8 protein-coding genes are annotated in these 16,906 nt (G+C 63.0%); 6 read left to right on the top strand and 2 right to left on the bottom strand.

Going from position 1 to position 16,906, the window contains the following annotated elements; genetic code table 11:
• The 3 genes from ACILSR_RS08990 to ACILSR_RS08980 all read left to right on the top strand — a co-directional run bounded on the left by ACILSR_RS08990 (window position 1) and on the right by ACILSR_RS08980 (window position 12,738).
• Window positions 1-6,165 (top strand): hypothetical protein, encoded by a 6,165-nt coding sequence (locus tag ACILSR_RS08990; protein ID WP_395749421.1) that lies wholly within the window; start codon window positions 1-3, stop codon window positions 6,163-6,165.
• Window positions 6,162-10,877 carry a hypothetical protein gene (locus tag ACILSR_RS08985; RefSeq protein WP_395749420.1) on the top strand — a complete coding sequence of 1,572 codons (4,716 nt, stop codon included), beginning with the start codon at window positions 6,162-6,164 and terminating at the stop codon, window positions 10,875-10,877. The genes ACILSR_RS08990 and ACILSR_RS08985 overlap by 4 nt, the downstream gene beginning before the upstream one ends.
• A gap of 130 nt (window positions 10,878-11,007) precedes the next feature.
• Window positions 11,008-12,738, top strand: a complete 1,731-nt coding sequence (locus ACILSR_RS08980) for a hypothetical protein (protein ID WP_395749419.1) — start codon at window positions 11,008-11,010, stop codon at window positions 12,736-12,738.
• Between the two features lie 192 nt (window positions 12,739-12,930).
• Here ACILSR_RS08980 and ACILSR_RS08975 read toward each other — a convergent pair whose 3' ends face one another.
• On the bottom strand, window positions 12,931-14,199 hold the full coding sequence (locus ACILSR_RS08975; RefSeq protein ID WP_395749418.1) for a Gfo/Idh/MocA family protein: 1,269 nt from the start codon (window positions 14,197-14,199) through the stop codon (window positions 12,931-12,933).
• A 134-nt stretch (window positions 14,200-14,333) separates the two neighbouring features.
• Between ACILSR_RS08975 and bioB the strand changes: the two genes are divergently transcribed.
• The 3 genes from bioB to ACILSR_RS08960 all read left to right on the top strand — a co-directional run bounded on the left by bioB (window position 14,334) and on the right by ACILSR_RS08960 (window position 16,085).
• The gene (bioB, locus tag ACILSR_RS08970) at window positions 14,334-15,371 is read left to right on the top strand and encodes a biotin synthase BioB (RefSeq protein ID WP_395749417.1); all 1,038 of its coding nucleotides are present in this window, start codon (window positions 14,334-14,336) and stop codon (window positions 15,369-15,371) included.
• A gap of 104 nt (window positions 15,372-15,475) precedes the next feature.
• Entirely contained in the window at window positions 15,476-15,745 is a 270-nt protein-coding gene (locus ACILSR_RS08965) for a DUF3144 domain-containing protein (RefSeq protein WP_395749416.1), read from the top strand.
• 64 nt (window positions 15,746-15,809) lie between these two features.
• Window positions 15,810-16,085, top strand: a complete 276-nt coding sequence (locus ACILSR_RS08960; RefSeq protein ID WP_395749415.1) for a hypothetical protein — start codon at window positions 15,810-15,812, stop codon at window positions 16,083-16,085.
• Window positions 16,086-16,095: 10 nt separating this feature from the next.
• On the opposite strand, the gene ACILSR_RS08955 is transcribed toward ACILSR_RS08960, so the two are convergent.
• Window positions 16,096-16,854, bottom strand: coding sequence for a purine-nucleoside phosphorylase (locus ACILSR_RS08955; protein WP_395749414.1), 759 nt, complete (start codon window positions 16,852-16,854; stop codon window positions 16,096-16,098).
• Between the last annotated feature and the right edge of the window lie 52 nt (window positions 16,855-16,906).

Raw genomic sequence — 16,906 nt, 5'->3', positions numbered from 1 at the left:
ATGAACCCCACTCATCCCCTTCATCGCCCCCCCAGCCCCGGTAGGGCGGCCTGTCCCCAAGCCGTCGCGACACCCAGCCCCGGCAAAGGTAGGGCGGCTTGTCCCCAAGCCGTCGCGACACCCAGCTCCGGCAAAGGTAGGGCGGCTTGTCCCCAAGCCGCCGCCACACCCAGCCCCGGCAAAGGTAGGGCGGCTTGTCCCCAAGCCGCCGCCACCCAGCGCCCTCCTCTGGAGTGCGGTTACCCAACCCCCGCACCAGCGTCCCCGGACTGCGGTGCTTCAGCACCGCACTCGCTCCACCCCACGCCCCCTCCCTCCCCATCGTCCTCGTCCTCCTACTCGTCCTCGATCAAATCGCCCCGCAATCTCCCCTCCACTCCGCGAGCATCCAGCATCCCCCCCTCCGCCAATTCCCAATTCCCAGTTTTCAGTTCTCAGTTTTCAGTCCCTCTACGCTCCCCCAGCTCCCCTAGGATTGGGACCATCCTGGTCCCACAACCCCCCACCATTCCCCCCACCTCCGCAAGTCCTCGCCCCTCCCTCATCCCGCACCTCCCCCGCCCCCTCCTCGCCATTCTGGCTTTCATCCTTCATCTTTCATCCTTCATCCTTTCAGCTGAGCCCCCACGCCAGGAACTCTGGGTCCCCACCCAAAGCCTCGAAACCGTCCTCAAGTCCTACCCCAACGCCGTCCTCCTTTCCCCGGAGCAGTACGCCATCCTCATCCGCGACGCCGGCAAGACCAAGCCCGAGGACAACCCCGACCCCAAGCTCGCCCCTCCGAAGCTCATCGCCATCGAGTCCCTCCGCCTGGACGGCAAGGTCGCCCCCGGTGCCGCAACCGTCATCCTGCGCGGAGAGCTCTCCCTCCAGCTCCCTTCCAAGGACTGGCTCAGCACCAGCATTCCCTGGCCCTTTGAAATGAGCAGCGTCACCTCCGAAGGGAGCGTCCTCGCCCACCTCGAACCCGGCACGGACAAAGCCAGCGCCTCCAAAACCTCCGCCACCCGCCTTCTCACCCTCTACGCCAAAGGCCCCGGCGCCGCCAAGCTCCGCTTTGAGGCCCAGGTCCCCCTCTCGCTACGTCTGTCATCCGGAGAACGCACCCTGGAGCTCCCGGATCTCCCCTTCACCGGTGCCTTGCACCTCACCCTGCCCGCTGGCGTAAGCCTCCTCGCCGGTTCCGCCTACGAGCGCAGCGGAGACAAAGACACCCTCACCGTCGCCTTTGACCACCGCAGCTACGACGACAGCGGCTCCGCTCTCCAGCCCGGCACCCCCCGTGCCCTCCGCGTGCGCTGGGTCGAGGCCGCCCCCTCCGTCGCCTCCCAGCCCCTGCGCTTCTCAGAAGCCGCCGCCGCGGACATCGCCATCACGGAGACAGACGTCTCCACCGTCCTGAGCTTCGGCGTCCAGATCCAGAGCAGCTCCGAGCGCGAGACCGAGTTCCAGTGGCAGCTCGCGGGCAAAGACACCCAGGTCACCGATGTCTCCGGCAGCGCCCTCCGCCGCTGGCGTCAGCAGGGCGACAAGCTCTTCGTCACCCTTGAGCGCGACGGCGCCATGCACAGCCTCACCGTGAAGCTCCGCCGCATCATCAGCACCCTCGCGGACGCTGGAGAGCCGCCCCTCCTCAAGCTCAGTCCGCCCCTGCAGACCCGGGCCGTCTTCAATCTCGCCCAGGACCTCGATTTCCTCAATCTCTCCGGCGCACGCCAGGTCGATTCCCGCACCTTCGAGTTCCAGCTCGGCGTCGATCAGCCCCGCCTCGTCCTCCGCACCTCCAAGCCCCGCATCGAATCCGACGTCGATGTCATCGCCCGCATCGACAAAGACAGCGTGCAGATCGAGCGCAAGCTCGTCTTCCGCAGCGACCGTCCCGTCACCGAAGTCAAAGTCACCCTCCCGCCGGAGGAGGAGTTCATCGCCATCCTTTCCGCTCCCATCAAAGTCATTGGGGCAAACGGCCAGGAGAAAATCGAGCGCACGCAGTATGAAAACACAGCACGTCTTTCCCCCACGAGTTCAGCGCCCGTCACGGTCAGCAACAGTGCTCAGCAGCTCTCCATCGCCAACAACGTCGCCTCCTCCACCGACCGTCTCATCACCCCAAACGTCGTCAGCCAGCCGGTTTTCCCCGAGGTGCGGATCGCCGTAGCCAATGCTGCCGCTCCGCCTTCACCCACCCTCTATCCCCTCACCTGGCGTCGCGTCGGCCAGACCATCGCCCTTCTGCCCCTCCGGCCCATCGATCCGTCCACGCCCCTCGAGCTCAGCATCACCTCCCGCCTCAAGCTCGCCAAAGCCTGGACCGGCCCCAAGAATCCCGAAACCCTCACCCTCCGTCAGCTCGATATTCCCGATGCCGTCAAAGTCGCCGGCTACACCGCCCTCGACTTCGATGACGCCTGGCGCGTCTCTCTGAAGGAAGTCAAAGGCCTCGAAGACCGGGACGCCCGCCTCACCCCCGTCAAAGGCCGCATGGCTTGGTTCGGCCTCCGCCAGCACTCGCTCACCTTTGAAGTCGAACGCGCCGAGGCCGTCTTCTCCACCGAAGTCACCGCCTACGCCCTCCCCCGCTCCCGCACCATCGAGATCGAAGGCCAGTTCGCCCTCGACATCAGCGGCGCCCCCCTCCGCACCTTCCAAGTCAAACTCCCCCTCGCCAACGCCAAGCTCCTCCGCGTCACCTCCCCCCTCGTCGGCGAGCAAAAACTCGATGAAGCCACCGGCACCTGGACCTACACCCTCCTCCAGGAGTCCAAAGGCCACCACACCATCCGCTGGCGCATGAGCCTCCCCAGTGACGCCAGTGATGCGGGCACTCCTGCCCGCAGTTCCGGTGGTGATGCGGGCACTCCTGCCCGCAACCCCAACACCCCCGCCCCCAACCCACCCCCTGCCTCTCCTCCTCAGACCCCCTCTACCCCCCAACCAAACCCTCACGCCACCCTCCCCCTCCTCACCCTCCCGCAGTCCCGCCGCTTCTCCGGCACCTGGGTCATCGAGGCCAACACAGACACCCAGCTCTCCACCAAGATCCAAAACATGCAGCCGCTCGATGTGCTGCGCGTCCCCCTCGTCAGCGGCTACCAGCCCCGCCACCGCATCACCAGCGCCTTCACCTACGGCGCGGGAGACAGCTCGCTCACCGTCACCGCCCGCCGCCACGCCCACTCCGAGCTCGCCGCCCTCGTGGTGAACAGCATGCACCTCGCCTCCGTCCTCGGCGCAGACGGCCACGCCCTCCACCAAGCCACGCTGGATCTCTCCCATTCCGGCGAGCAGTTCGTCAGTCTGCACCTGCCAGCAAACTCGGAGCTCCTCAGCACCTCCAGCGGTGGTCAGGCCGTCAAACCCGTGCGCAGCGTGGAAAACGCCATCTCCATCCCCCTTCCTGCCGGTTCCGCCAACGCGCCCCACACCGTCGTCAGCGTGCAGTACCGCCAGTCCGGCATTCCCTGGGACAACAGCGGCACCGAAAACCTCGAACCCATCCGCCTCGTCGGCAACGTCCCCATCCTCTCCACCGACTGGATCGTGTACGCCCCCGCCACCTACGGCTACGGCACCGTGGACACCACCCTCGCTCCCTCCCACCCCCTCAATGACGCCGACGCCCCCGGCCTCATCCCCCGCCTCGTCTCCATCCTCGGCAAGCCCTTCCAAAACATCTTCGACCATACCTTCGGACGGGCCTATGAGTATAATCGGAACGTCGATTTCCTCCCCGGCGGTCCATCCGCCAGCCTGCCCGCCACCGCACCCGGCTGGACGCGCTCGCCAAGCGGCGAATTGAGTCATGAAAGTCCTCTTCGCCAAGTCCGGCTTGATCAAGTGCGTGCACACATGGATCGCGGCGACACGCTGTTCAGCCAAGGAGACTACGATCAGGCGCTCAACTCCTACAGGAATGCCGTTGAGGCGCTGCCCAACAAACCTGAACTCAAAGATTGGATCGACCTTGCCAACCTCAAATTCGCGGATTGCAGCGTGGTGGTGGCGAAGGAACGTGCCAAGAAAGGCCAGTTGCCTGAGGCACGACAGTTGTTAGACGCAGCTCTCACCTATTTGCCGCAACACAAAGGAGCCACGGCGATGTTGAAGAATCTCAACGACCCTAGTCGCTGGGTCACAGATCCAACCGCCGAGCACATGAAAAACGTCACCCAGGTTCAGGCGGGTCTCCTCACCGCCAACAGCTCCATCGAACTTGGCGACTACGATACCGCCATCGCCCAATATCAAGACGTGCTGCGCATCGATCCCTACAACACCGCCGCCCGTCGCGGCATGGAAAACGCCGAGCGCAAAAGAACGGCCTACTTCAAGACCGCCTACGATCACCAGCGCGCCAAGATGCTCGCCCAAGTGAATGAACGGTGGGAGGACAAAGTCCCGGCGCCCGGCATGACGCGTCTCCTCCCCGCTGAAAACATCGCCAGGGAAATTCCCATGATGAAGGCTAAGAGCGACTTCGGCTCCCCCCAAGCCTACCTCGCCGACAAGATGAACAAGATCATCTTCCCCACCGTGAGCTTTCAAGATGCCACCGTCGAGGAAGCCATCGAATACCTCCGCGTGAAATCCCGCGATCTGGACACCTTCACCGAGGCCGGCGGCGTCAAAGGAGTCAACATCATCCTCAGAACCGGCGATGCTCCCTCCACCGCCCGCATCAGCCTCGATCTCAGGGACATTCCCTTGAGCGAAGCCCTGCGCTACGTCACCGAGCTGGCGCAGATGAAATACAAAGTCGAAGCCAACGCCGTGATGGTGACCCCGATTGTTGAAGGCACGCCGGAACTGCTCACCCGCAGCTACCCGGTGCCACCAGATTTCCTCGCACAGATCACGCCCTCAGCGCTGGGCGCACCCCCTGCGCAGGATCCCTTCGCACCCACTCCCCCGGCTGCGGGCCAAAGTCCTCTCCAGCGCACAACTGCCAGAAGCGGACTCGAAGCCATCGGCATCACCTTCCCCGAGGGTGCCGCAGCCTCATACAACCCCGCCAACTCACAGCTGGTCGTGCGCAACACCCAGGCTAATCTCGACCTCGTGGAAGCCTACGTTTCCACCATTGGAGGAGGGCTTAACCCTGGACTGGCTGATCGTACAGCGTCGGGTGGCATCGAAGGCAGGCAGCTTGCCCCTGCGGCGGATGGATTCGTCGGTTCCGGATATGGCGTTGGCCGCTCACCCGGTGCCTACCTCACCGAGAAGATGAACAAGATCATCCTTCCCTCCGTGCATTTTGAGGGCGCCACCATCGAAGAGGCCATCGAATACCTGCGGGTGAAGACACGCGATCTCGACGCCTTCGCCGAAACATCCGGCAGCAGAGGCGTCAACCTCATCATGAGAAACGGCGATGCTCCCTCCAACGCCAGCATCAGCCTTGACCTCAAAGAAGTCCCTCTCGGCGAAGCCCTCCGCTACGTCACCGAACTGGCCCAGATGAAATACAAAGTCGAAGAACACGCCGTGCTCATTGTCCCCCTCTCGGAAAATTCCAGCGAGCAGGTCACTCGTACCTACCGCGTTCCGCCCGATTTCCTCTCCGCAGGCGGTCAGGGGTTCAGGTCAGCCAGACAAGTCCTCGAAGGTGCGGGCATCACCTTCCCGGAAGGCGCGACTGCAAACTACTTCCCTGCAAACTCCACCCTCGTGGTGCGCAACACCGTTCCAAACCTCGATCTCATCGAGGCCTATGTGGAGTCGATCCCAAAAAGGTCCGGCCGCCTTCTCGCGAGCGTGGATGAAATGCAGTTCGGCGACCAGGCTCAGGCCAAATCCGGCCTCATCCCTCTCGATGTAGAAATGCCCAAGACCGGCCGGCTCCTCCGCTTCCAGGGTGCCCAGGCACCCGAGACCCTGTCTCTCCACTACACCTCCTGGTCCCAGCAGATGGTGCGCGCCGTCATCGCCATGGCTTTGGGCATGGCCCTCTTCTGGCGTCTGGGTCGGCGACGTCCCTGGTTCCTCACCACTCTCGTTCTCATCCTCATCATCTGGGCTGCCCCCCTCTTCCTCCAAGGCCCCACCCTCGCCCTCGCCAACGCCCTCACCTTCGGCTGGCTCTCCGCCCTCCTCCTCCACACCCTCGGCCGCCTCTTCTCCTTCACCCACCCCACCCTCTCAACTTCTCAGGAGGCCCTGGCATGAACTCCCCTTCCCTCTCGTCCCCGTCCTCCCACTCGAACTCGTCCTCGATCAAATCGCCCCGCGATCTCCCCCACCTCCGCAAGTCCCCCAGCCTCCAGATCAGTACGATAGACATTGCCTCGCTTCGCTCGCCCTGCGGGGAGCCTGTGGCTGGCTATCTCCGCTTCGCTCCGGTTCCTGTCTGTCGTCCAGTGCCCCGCAATCTCCCTTCCCTCCGCGCCACCCCCAGCCCCTCCCCCGCGCCAACGTCCTCGTCCTCCTACTCGAACTCGTCCTCGATCAAATCGCCCCGCCCTCTCCCTCCACTCCGCGTCACCTCTCGCCCCTCCGCCAATTTACAATTCCCAGTTCTCAGTTCTCAGTTTTCAGTCCCACGACGCCCCGCCACCCCCCCCACCTCCGCAAGTCCCCATCCCTCCGTCATCCACCATCCAGCCTCCTTCACCCAGCATCTCCCCCGCCCCCTCTTCGCCACTCTGGCCTTCATCCTTCATCTTTCATCCTTCATCCTTTCCCCCGCCTCCGCCCAAACTCCCCCTCCTCCTCCCGACCCTGCCGCCCACACCGTCATCATCCCCTACGACGTCAAACAACCCCTCGACTCCCAAAAAGCCGAGCGCTTTTACCTCGGCTACGACGATTTCCAGCGCCTCTGGAAACTCGCCAAGGAAAACCGCCGCGCCCTCCCCCCCGAGACCGACGCCACTCAGAGTGCCGTCATTCACAGCGCCCTCTACAAAGGCCGCATCGAAGAAAACGGCCTCGTCCTCGAAGCACGCATCACCGCCACTTCCCGCGGCGACTGGACCAAGCTGGAGCTTCCCTTTGGCACCCTCAACACCAAGGCCCTCGTGGGCGAAGTCCGTATCGATGGCAAGTCCGCCGCCCTTTCCAACAGCACCCTCACGCTCGAACGCCCCGGCCCCCACACCATCGATCTCACCGCCACCCTTCCCCTCGTGCGCGACTGGAAAGAGATCACTCTCACCCTCCCTCCCGCACTCTCCAGCGTCCTCTCCCTCAGCACCCCCAAGGCCGACGGCTGGCTCCGCATCAACGGCACCGCCGCCGCCTCCGTCGAAGAGCAGCCCTCCGCCCGCGTCTTCACTCAAACCCTCGGCACCCAGCACGAACTCCGCCTCGAGCGCTCCTCCCGCGGCCTCGAACGCGGCGAGTCCCCCGTCCCCTCCGCCACCGTCCGCGGCACCCTCACCCTCCGCGAACTCCAGCCGGAAACCTTCAACGCCGATCTCGAATACGAATTCCCCGGCACCGTCCGCCGCACCCTCGAATTCGCCATCGATGAAGGCGGCCTGGACATCGGCTCCCTCGACATCTCCGCCACTCTCCCCAACTCCGGAAAAATCTCCGTCCCCGCTCTGACCACCCAGACCCGACGGGAAGGCGGCAAGGTCATCTTCACCATCACCCTCCGCCACGAAGTCAGCCACAACGCCGTCATCCGCCTCCAGGGCGCCAAACGCTACCTCAGCGCTCCCGGCCAGCGCAGCCTCTCCCTCATCCAGCCCCTCGCCCTCCGCGTCAAACAGGACATCACCCTCCTGCACGACGACTCCATCAAGCTCAAGGTCGCCGGCGGCACCGCCCAGCGCTCCACCAGCTCCGACCGCGGCACCCTCCAGGACGCCGGCCGCTGGCAATGGAACGGCCCCACCGCCCCCACCTACGACGTCCAGCCCGCCGCCCTCTACGCTGAAGCCGACGTCAGCTACGTCTTCCAGCTTACCGAGCAGAAAGCCGAACTCCTTGCCGCCCTCACCCTCAAGCGCAAACGCGGCCTCTGGACCAACGCCGTCGTCGGCCTCCCCGCCGGCTACGAAGTCCAGGCCGTCCAAGGCCCCGCCCTCCTCTCCTGGCAGCACGAAGGCTCCCAGCTCTACCTCCAGCTCCGCTCAGACCTCGCCGGCTCCGAAGCCCGCATCGTCGTCCACTTGGCCAAGGTTACCCCCCAGCCCGTCACCACCTGGACCCTCGAACCCCTCAAACTCGAAAACTACGAAAAGGTCGGCGGCAAGGCCCTCATCGTCGCCCATGCCGCCAACGAGGTAAAATTGCCGAATCCGACACACAACTCCGCTTTGAAAGAGCTCGACGCCACCGTCCTCGACAGCGTCTTCGCCATCGCTCCCCCCATGGAAAAGAAGCGCGGCCTGCAGCACGAAGGCACCTCCTGGACCCTGGACGTCTCCCTCACCCGCCAGCCCTCCCGCTTCACCGCCGAGACCATGCTCCTCGTCCTCGCCTCCGACGCAGGCATCCGCATTTCGCAGCAAGTGGTGGCATTGGTGGAACAAGGCGCCGTCAGGCAGCTCAGCATCCGCCTCCCCGCCTCCCTCCCCGAAGCCGTCGTCAGCGGCCCCCTCCTCCGCGAAACCCGCTCCCGCATCGAAAACAACGAGCGCATCTACGAATGCTCCTTCCAAACCGAAGTCCTGGACCGCGCCGAACTGACCTTCGACCTCGACCTCCCCCTCACCACCGACCTCGACGTCCCCTTCGTCAAAGTCCCGGAAGCCAGCCGCCTTACCCGCTGGTTTGTCCTCGACAACGCCTCCGCCCGCGAAGCCAAGGTCACCACCCAGACCGCCCTGGAGCCCGTGGCCCGCGACAGCGTACCCTACCTGCCCGCCGGCCTGCTCCGCCCCCAGTTCTTCCGTGCCACAGGAGAGGGTGCGTTAAAGATTGCGTATCAACAGCTTACCAGCACCGAGGGGAATGCCGCCCTCATCACCCTGGCAGACCTGACCACCATTCTGCGCGCCGATGGCACCCGCTGGGACGTGGCCCAGTATTCCCTGATCAACCGCTCCCTGCAGTTCCTCCCCATCATTCTGCCCGACCATGCCGAACTCATCAGCGTCAGCGTCTCAGGCGAGCCCGTGCGTGCCGATGAGGAAACTCAAAACGGTAAACGCGTCCGCCTCATCCCCCTCATCCACACCCGCCCCGGCCAGCGTGCGCTGGAGGTGAAGATGATCTACCGCTTCGCCAAAAGTGGCAAACTGCAGGATTCTGCCAGGCTGGACGACCCCGAAGTCGTCGGCCTGTCCGTGGAGCGCACCACCTGGACCGTCTGGACCCCCCAAGGATGGAACCTCAAGGACTTTGATGGAAACATGACCGCCACCGCCGAAGAAGGCCGCGAACTGCTGCAGCTCGACGGCATGCTCAGCGAACTCGGAGAAGCCAACCGCCTCCTCTCCTCCGGCAAGCTGAACTACAACGAAGCCGAGGCTGCCTACCGCGATGCCAATGCGCTGGCCCAAATGGTGCAGCAAAAGAAAAACGATCTCCTCAGCAGGGGCGACCGCCGCAGGTCCGTCGATATCCCCCGGCAGGAGCAGGTGGACACCGAGGTGAAGCAGCAGCAGGAACTCCTGAAGGGAAACTGGAACAGCAACTACGCCAACGGGAAAGCAGCTGCAAAAAACAGCAGGAACGAGCAGGGAAAGACCTCCTGGGACTTTAACAACGAGGCGCCGCGGGAGCAGCAGATGCGCCTGGCAGGAAACAACACCTTCACCGGCTCCGTCACCACCAACGGCGGCCAGCTTTTCAACGACAACGTGGCCGTGGACAACAGCTACTTCGCCAACGGCGCTCCGGCAGCGCCCAAGGAAGGAGCACTGATTGTCGGTGGTGCCAACACCTACACCGGCGCCACGACCGTGACTGCGGGCGGAGTTCTCAGCGTCAACAGCCTCAACGTGTCGAACCCGGTCTTTGGTTCACCCACTTTGCAAAACCAAGGGAGCACTCTGAACGCCAACGGCTCCTCCAACCTCGTCAACTCCAATGCCCGCAGCAACAACCTCGGCGCGAATTCGCAGCTGATGGCCTTCAATCAAACCGCCGCGATGTCCGAAAAACCAAAGGCTGCGCCTGCTGATGGCAACGTGACGACGAACAGTGTGCTGTTTGGTGGCAGGGACATGCAGTCCCTCCCTGGCGGCGGCGCCGGTGTGACCGTGAACACTCCAGCGCTCATCACCGCGGAAGGTGGCAATGCGATGATCGCCGATGGCGCAACGATTAGTGGAGGCAGTCTGGGTCGGACTGAGTTCAACACAAGTATGGCCGGCACTTCTGCGACAGCGAATGTAGGCGCGAACACATTGGGTGGCTTGGCAACGGCGACAGGGAGTTCACGCACGGGGGGCGTCGAACTCGCAGCTGGTAGTGGAAGCTTGGTCCTGAATACCCCTGCGCAGGGTCCCCAAGTGCTCCAACAGGCGTTGCCGATTCCCCAGCAAGTTGGGCAGCCGGCGGCCGCTGCTCCAGCGATGGGTGCTGATCCTTTCGGCGCACCTGCGGCTCCTGCCGCTGCGCCGGCGATGGGGAGCGATCCGTTTGGTGGAGAGCGGGGCGCGGGGCTTGTCGCGGTGGAAAAAGCCAAGGCTGTTCCGTTAGGAGATGACGATGGCGATGGTAAAAAGCGGAAAGACACCGTCACGCTTGCACAAACGGTGGAATCTCTGCGTCCCACGGGACGGCGTGCGCTTGGCATTGATCTGCCGCTGGATGGCACGGCGCATCATTTCTCGAAGCTGAAGGACCACGCGGTGCTGGAGGTGGCGATTCAGCGCATCGGAGATCCGAAAACAACCTCGCGCATCATCTTCCTCACCGGCGGCCTGCTGCTCTGGCTGGCGATCGGATGGAAGATGAAGCGCCGCTGCCGCATGGCGTGACCGGTCCGTCTGAAGCACGACGGGCCTTGCCTCCTGCCGGCCAGCGGCATCGTGCCGCACCGCTGTTCTTCTCCCTTCCGCCACCACATCGTCACTTGCATCCCGTGCCCGTGTGCTTCATTCGCGGCGCTTGAACCCGCTCCACCTCATCGATGCCATCGGTCCGTTTTTTCGCGGGCATGACGTGCGTACGATCAACTGGTCCAAGATTCCCTGGCACCATCTGCCGAAGGTGAAGGATTCCGCCGCGGACGCGTGGTGGGTGCAGGTGCGCGCGGACCTGACGCGCCTGGCGGACCAAGCCGCCGCGTGGGGCTTCAACGCCGTCTCGCTGGATGACGTGACGCATCTGGCGGATCATGAATGGCTGGAGCCGGAGCTGCGAGCGCGCATCGCCTGCTACCGCGAGGAATTTGCCCGCTGCTTTGAGATCTTCACCACACGAGGTCTGCAGGTGCATCTGACCATGGATGTGATGACCTACACGCCCGAGCTGCGGCGGCGCATGGCCGAGGCGAAACGCCCGGTGAACGAATACCTCGCCGAATTGCTGGATGGTTTCTTTGCCAGCTTCCCGCAGGTGGCGGGCATCATCATCCGCATTGGTGAGTCGGATGGCAAAGGCGTGCACGATGAGTTCCGCAGCGAACTCGTCATCCAGAAACCCGCGCAGGCTCGCCGGCTTCTGCTCGATCTGCTGCCGGTGTGCGAGAAGCACGCACGCCGCCTCATCTTCCGCACCTGGACGGTGGGTGCGTATCGCATCGGCGATCTCATGTGGCACCGCCGCACCTTCACGAGTGTGTTTGAGGGGCTGACCAGTCCGGCGCTGGTCATCTCCATGAAATACGGCGAGTCCGATTTCTTCCGCTACCTGCCGCTGAACTCCAACTTCTTCCGCACCGATGTGGCGAAGATCGTGGAGCTGCAAACGCGGCGTGAGTACGAAGGCTGCGGCGAGTACCCCAGCTTCACCGGCTGGGAGTATGAACGCTACGCGCAGGAGCTGAAGCACGCGAAGAACGTCATCGGCTGCATGGTCTGGTGCCAGACCGGCGGCTGGGTGCCCTTCCGCCGCATTGCGTTCATCGACCCCGAGGCCATCTGGACGGACCTGAACACTTTCGTGACCCTGCGCGTGATGAAGGACAGCATGCCTGTGGAAGAGGCCATTCGCGCGTTTGCCAAAGAGCGCTCCCTCGGCGATGCCGAAGCTCTCATCGAACTGCTGCGCTACTCCGACGAGGTGATCCGCGAGCTGCTGTATGTGGAGGAATTTGCGCAGCAAAAACTCTTCTTCCGCCGCGTGCGCATCCCGCCGCTGCTGCAGGTGTACTGGGGGAACATTTTCATCAATCACAGCGTCAAAAAGCTGCTGCTGTACTTCGTGCAGGAGCCCGGCGCCGCGCTGCTCAGCGCCGCGCGCTGCATGGACCGCCTGGAGCAGATGATCGCCCTCGCTCCCCGTGCCGGTGTGCCTGTGGCCGACCTGGAATACATGCGCGACACCTTCCGCCTGCTGGCACTGGCGCGTGAGTACTACTTCACCGAGTTCACGCCTGAGATGGAAACCCGCCTGCGCGAGGCGAAGCGCGAGTACAAGTCCAAATACGCCAAGCGCGGCCTGCGCGCGCGCTACCGCATCAAGACCGACTTCAAGCCCTTCTGGCTGCACCGCCGCTATCTCGGCTGGGCCGTGGAGCTGCTCATGCGCCGCCGCCGAGGCTACCGTCTCATCGACCGCCTGCTCATCCTGCACGTGCTGTCCATGATCTACCGCTTCATCGCCGTGCGGAAGCCGCACTGGATCCCTGGGTTTGCCAAGGAGAGTGCGATGGGCGTGGATGTGGTGTTTCGGTGAGAGTGCGATGGACACTCCTGCCCGTCGATCAGCGCTCACGTACGGCACCCACAATTCCCAAACAAGGCCACACGACCGCCACAGCAACGGGATGGAAAAGCGCATGCGGACCTGGACACTGCGGGCTCGTTATTCGAAAACAATGCAGCAGGCGAAAGCGCTGGTCGTCGGGCAGGAGTGCCCAACGTACCTCTACAGCTTCACCTCCCACCCCTTGCGGTAGCCACCATCCCTGCCCCAGAATTTCATCGCCTCCGCGTTGTCCAAAATTTTCCCGGTCTTTGGATCGCACTTCACGACGGTGTTGGTGCGGTAGGCCATGTTTCCCAAATGGCACAGCATGGTGCTCTTCTGGCCTTCTTCGATGGGGCTGTTCAGCTTGGCATTGCCACGGATGGCCTCGATGAAGTTGCCCATGTGCGCGGGATCACCGCCGCCGGCGCCTTTGCCTTTGCTGACTTCCACGCCCTTCATGTCGTAGTTCGTCCACGAGTCGCGCTGCACGGCCATGGTGCCGTTGTCCCCATAGAAAATCACTTCGCCCAGCGGCTTCTCGGCGGCCCGAGGGTGGCAGCTGCTCTGCACCCATTCGCAGCCGGCATGGCCGAAGTCATAGACCGCCGTGCCGGTGTCCGGCGTCTCCTGGGCATCATCATAAAAATAGCGGCCGCCGTTGTAGGTGGTGCGCAGAGGATACTCGCCCTTCAGGCCCCAGCGCAGGATGTCCAGGGTGTGAATGCCGTTGTTTCCCAGCTCGCCATTGCCCCAGTGCCAGAACCAGTGCCAGTCGTAGTGGGCCATCTTTTTGAAGTCGTGCTTCACATCGTCCGGCACGGGGCCCTGCCAGAGGTTGTAGTCGATGTCCGGTGCGGCTGGCTTCTCGTTTGTGGCCACGGATTTGCGGGTGTTGTAGTAGAAGCCGCGGCCAAAGCGCACGGTGCCGATGGCGCCGCCGTGCAGGGCTTCAATCGCCTCTTTCATCCAGGTGCGGCGCTGGTTGCCCATCTGCACCAGGCGGCCGTATTTTTTGGAGGCCGCCACGATCATCTGCGCCTCCTCGGCGTTCTGGCTGCCGGGTTTCTCCACATACACATGCTTGCCCGCCTGCATGCAGAGGATGGCTGCCGGCGTGTGCCAGAAATTCGGCGTGGCGATGAAGACGGCGTCCAGCGTTTTGTCGTCCAGGAAGGTGCGGAAGTCCTTCACGCCCACGCAGGAGACCTTCTGCGTGTCGTTTACCACCTTGAGGCCAGCCTCCAGGCGCTTGGGGTCCACTTCCGCGAGGTAGGCGATCTCCACGCCCGGAATTTTCAGCAGGGCCTGCACATGCTGCATGCCGCGCCCCAGGGCCACCACGGCCACCTTGATCTTCTTTCCGGCTTCATCCGCGGCGTAGATTTTGGGAAGGGCTGACACCGCGGCCAGCGCGGACGTTTGGTGGAAAAAAGTGCGGCGGTTCATGATGGAGAAAGCAAATCGGTTCACTGCGGCGCGGTCTTGCGGCCAATCCCATCTTCCTCCCCCCTCCCTGCCGCAGGAGGAAGAGGAGGAGCAGGATTGCCAAAACGCCCTTTTTGCGCCAATGATGGGCGCTCATGACTTTCGCCGAACTTCACCGCATCTATCACCAGCCCTTTTTCGACCTCCTCAAGCAGGCCCGCGCCGTGCATGACGAGCACTGGACCGGCAACGAAGTGCAGCTTTGCACCCTGCTGAGCATCAAGACCGGCGGCTGCAGCGAAGACTGCGGCTACTGCGCCCAGAGCGCCCGCTACACCACCGGTGTGCAGGCGGAGAAGCTGATGCCCAAGGAGCAGATCATGGAGCGTGCGCTCGCGGCCCGTGCCAGCGGCTCCACCCGTTTTTGCATGGGCGCCGCCTGGAAAGGCGTGCGCAAAGGCACCCAGAAATTTGACCAAGTGCTCGACATCGTGCGCGACGTTTCCAAGCTCGGCATGGAAGTCTGCGTCACCCTCGGCGAGCTCGGCGCGGACGAGGCCACCGATCTGAAGGAAGCCGGTGTCACCGCCTACAACCACAACGTGGATACTTCTCCGGAGCATTATCCGAACATCGTCAGCACCCACACCTATGAGGACCGGCTGCGCACCATCCGCCACGCGCAGGATGCTGGCATGTCCGTCTGCTGCGGCGGCATCCTCGGCCTCGGCGAGACCATTGAGGACCGCCTGAAAATGCTGGAAGTGATTTCGAACTTCAATCCCCAGCCCGAGAGCATTCCGATCAATGCCCTCATGCCCATCAAAGGCACCCCCATGGGCGACAACGAAGTCGTCGATTCCTTCGCCTTCATCCGCATGATCGCCGTCACCCGCATCGCCGTGCCGAAGGCCAAAGTGCGCCTCAGCGCTGGCCGCACGAATCTGAGCCGCGAAGCCCAGGCCCTCGCCTACTTCGCCGGAGCCAACTCCATCTTCTACGGCGACAAACTCCTCACCGCCGCCAACCCCCGCGCCAACGAGGACATGAAACTCCTCCGCGACCTCGGCCTCGCCCCCCAGGCTCCCAATCCGGAAATGGAAGCGCCGGAAGCCACGGAAGGCCGCCCGCTGATGCCGTGCTGCACCGAAGAGCATGCGTGTGAGATGGAAAAGGCGAACGGGTGCTGCTGATGCAGGAACGAGTTCATCGTGATGAGTCTTCGAATGAAGACTCAATCTAGAGGATTCGATTCAGCGTATGACGGTTGCACTGATTCTCCCAATAGCACAATCCGATGAACACCGAGCAACAACCAGTCACCAAGGAATTCTATGCCTTGGTGGATCGATTTATCGGGCTTGCCAATGAGCTGACAGGCGATCACGCCACTTCCCGTATTAGTTCGGTCATCCTCTATGCTGCGGCACGATACAACGCTCATTGCATGGCGGCTCTCGATCATGACGCTGCTAACAACCGGACTGCAGCCACGGACTACTTTGTGGGACAGTATCGATCCATGCTCGACGAGAACATGGACAATCTCTTGAGCCCTAAGAAGTGATTCACTGCTTGGAGTGTTGCCATATACGTCTTGCTTCGACTTATTCAGCTACGTAAAAATCACCATGATGAGTCTCCGTGTGAAAGCCATCATCTCGGGGATCGTGATCGAGGGTGTTCTGTTCGCATCGATGCATGTGGACGGATGGGGCCCATGCGGGCCAAACACACAGTTGGGTGTTGTAACCACTATTCTTCAGATACCTGGAGTGATTCTCGCCGCGCCATTTGCGTGGCTGCACCTGCCTTCAGTACTGGATATTCCCATCTTCTTTATCTGCTGCAGTTTGTTCTGGGCTCTGATCAGCTATGCGTTTTTGATAACACGCGATAAACGCTGACCACTCGCAATCACACCGCCGCCTTCAACAACCGCGCCAGATACATCCCCGCCGTCTTCCCCACCTCCACCACCTCCGTGTGGTGCAGCGTCTGCGCCCGCAAACCCGCAGCCCAATTCGTGAGCATCGAAATGCCTGCTACCTCCATCCCAAGCGCACGTGCCTGAATAGCCTCCGCCACCGTGGACATGCCCACGGCATCTGCACCGAGCGTGCGCAGCATGCGGATCTCCGCCGGCGTCTCGTACTGCGGCCCCAGCAGCCCGGCATACACGCCCGCGTGCAGTTTCAAACCGATCTCCAAACTCGCCGCATGGAACTTCTCGCACCATGACCGCGAATAGACCTCGCTCATGTCATGGAAATTCGGACCGCCGAGCAGCGGCGTGGTGCCCTGAAGATTGATATGATCCGTGATCAGCATCAGCCCCCCGACATGAAAATTCTCATGGATCGCCCCCGCCGCATTGGTGAGCACGATGCGCTTCACACCGATCTCGTGCATGAAGCGGATGCCTGCGGTGACCTCATGTGCTGTGAGCCCTTCATACAAATGCCGCCGACCCTGAGCGAGGAGGATCGGTTTGCCATGATGATGGGCCATCACAAAGCGCCCCGCATGCCCCGGCACCGTGGAAGCACTCAGTCCAGGCACCTCGCCATATGCGACTTCACTTTCGATTCCAAACGCATCTGCCACGGCTCCAAGACCGGAGCCCAGCACGATGGCAGTTTCAGGGCGGGCGTTTTGAAGAGCAGTAAGTGACATGGGCGTGAGCAAAGTGGTCCGCACAGTCCCCTGTGCGGGGAGCGCCGTCACG

The sequence above is a fragment of the Prosthecobacter sp. genome (assembly GCF_044222565.1).
GTDB lineage: Bacteria > Verrucomicrobiota > Verrucomicrobiia > Verrucomicrobiales > Verrucomicrobiaceae > Prosthecobacter.
The sequence above is the reverse complement of the archived record's forward strand: the minus strand, read 5'-3'. Positions and strand labels throughout refer to the sequence as shown.

What these genes read in the sequence shown, in the direction of transcription:
- ACILSR_RS08990 (WP_395749421.1), top strand. Translation starts at nt 1, where the DNA reads ATGAACCCCACTCATCCCCTTCATCGCCCCCCCAGCCCCGGTAGGGCG.
- ACILSR_RS08985 (WP_395749420.1), top strand. Translation starts at nt 6,162, where the DNA reads ATGAACTCCCCTTCCCTCTCGTCCCCGTCCTCCCACTCGAACTCGTCC.
- ACILSR_RS08975 (WP_395749418.1), bottom strand. Translation starts at nt 14,199, where the DNA reads ATGAACCGCCGCACTTTTTTCCACCAAACGTCCGCGCTGGCCGCGGTG.
- bioB (WP_395749417.1), top strand. Translation starts at nt 14,334, where the DNA reads ATGACTTTCGCCGAACTTCACCGCATCTATCACCAGCCCTTTTTCGAC.
- ACILSR_RS08965 (WP_395749416.1), top strand. Translation starts at nt 15,476, where the DNA reads ATGAACACCGAGCAACAACCAGTCACCAAGGAATTCTATGCCTTGGTG.
- ACILSR_RS08960 (WP_395749415.1), top strand. Translation starts at nt 15,810, where the DNA reads ATGATGAGTCTCCGTGTGAAAGCCATCATCTCGGGGATCGTGATCGAG.
- ACILSR_RS08955 (WP_395749414.1), bottom strand. Translation starts at nt 16,854, where the DNA reads ATGTCACTTACTGCTCTTCAAAACGCCCGCCCTGAAACTGCCATCGTG.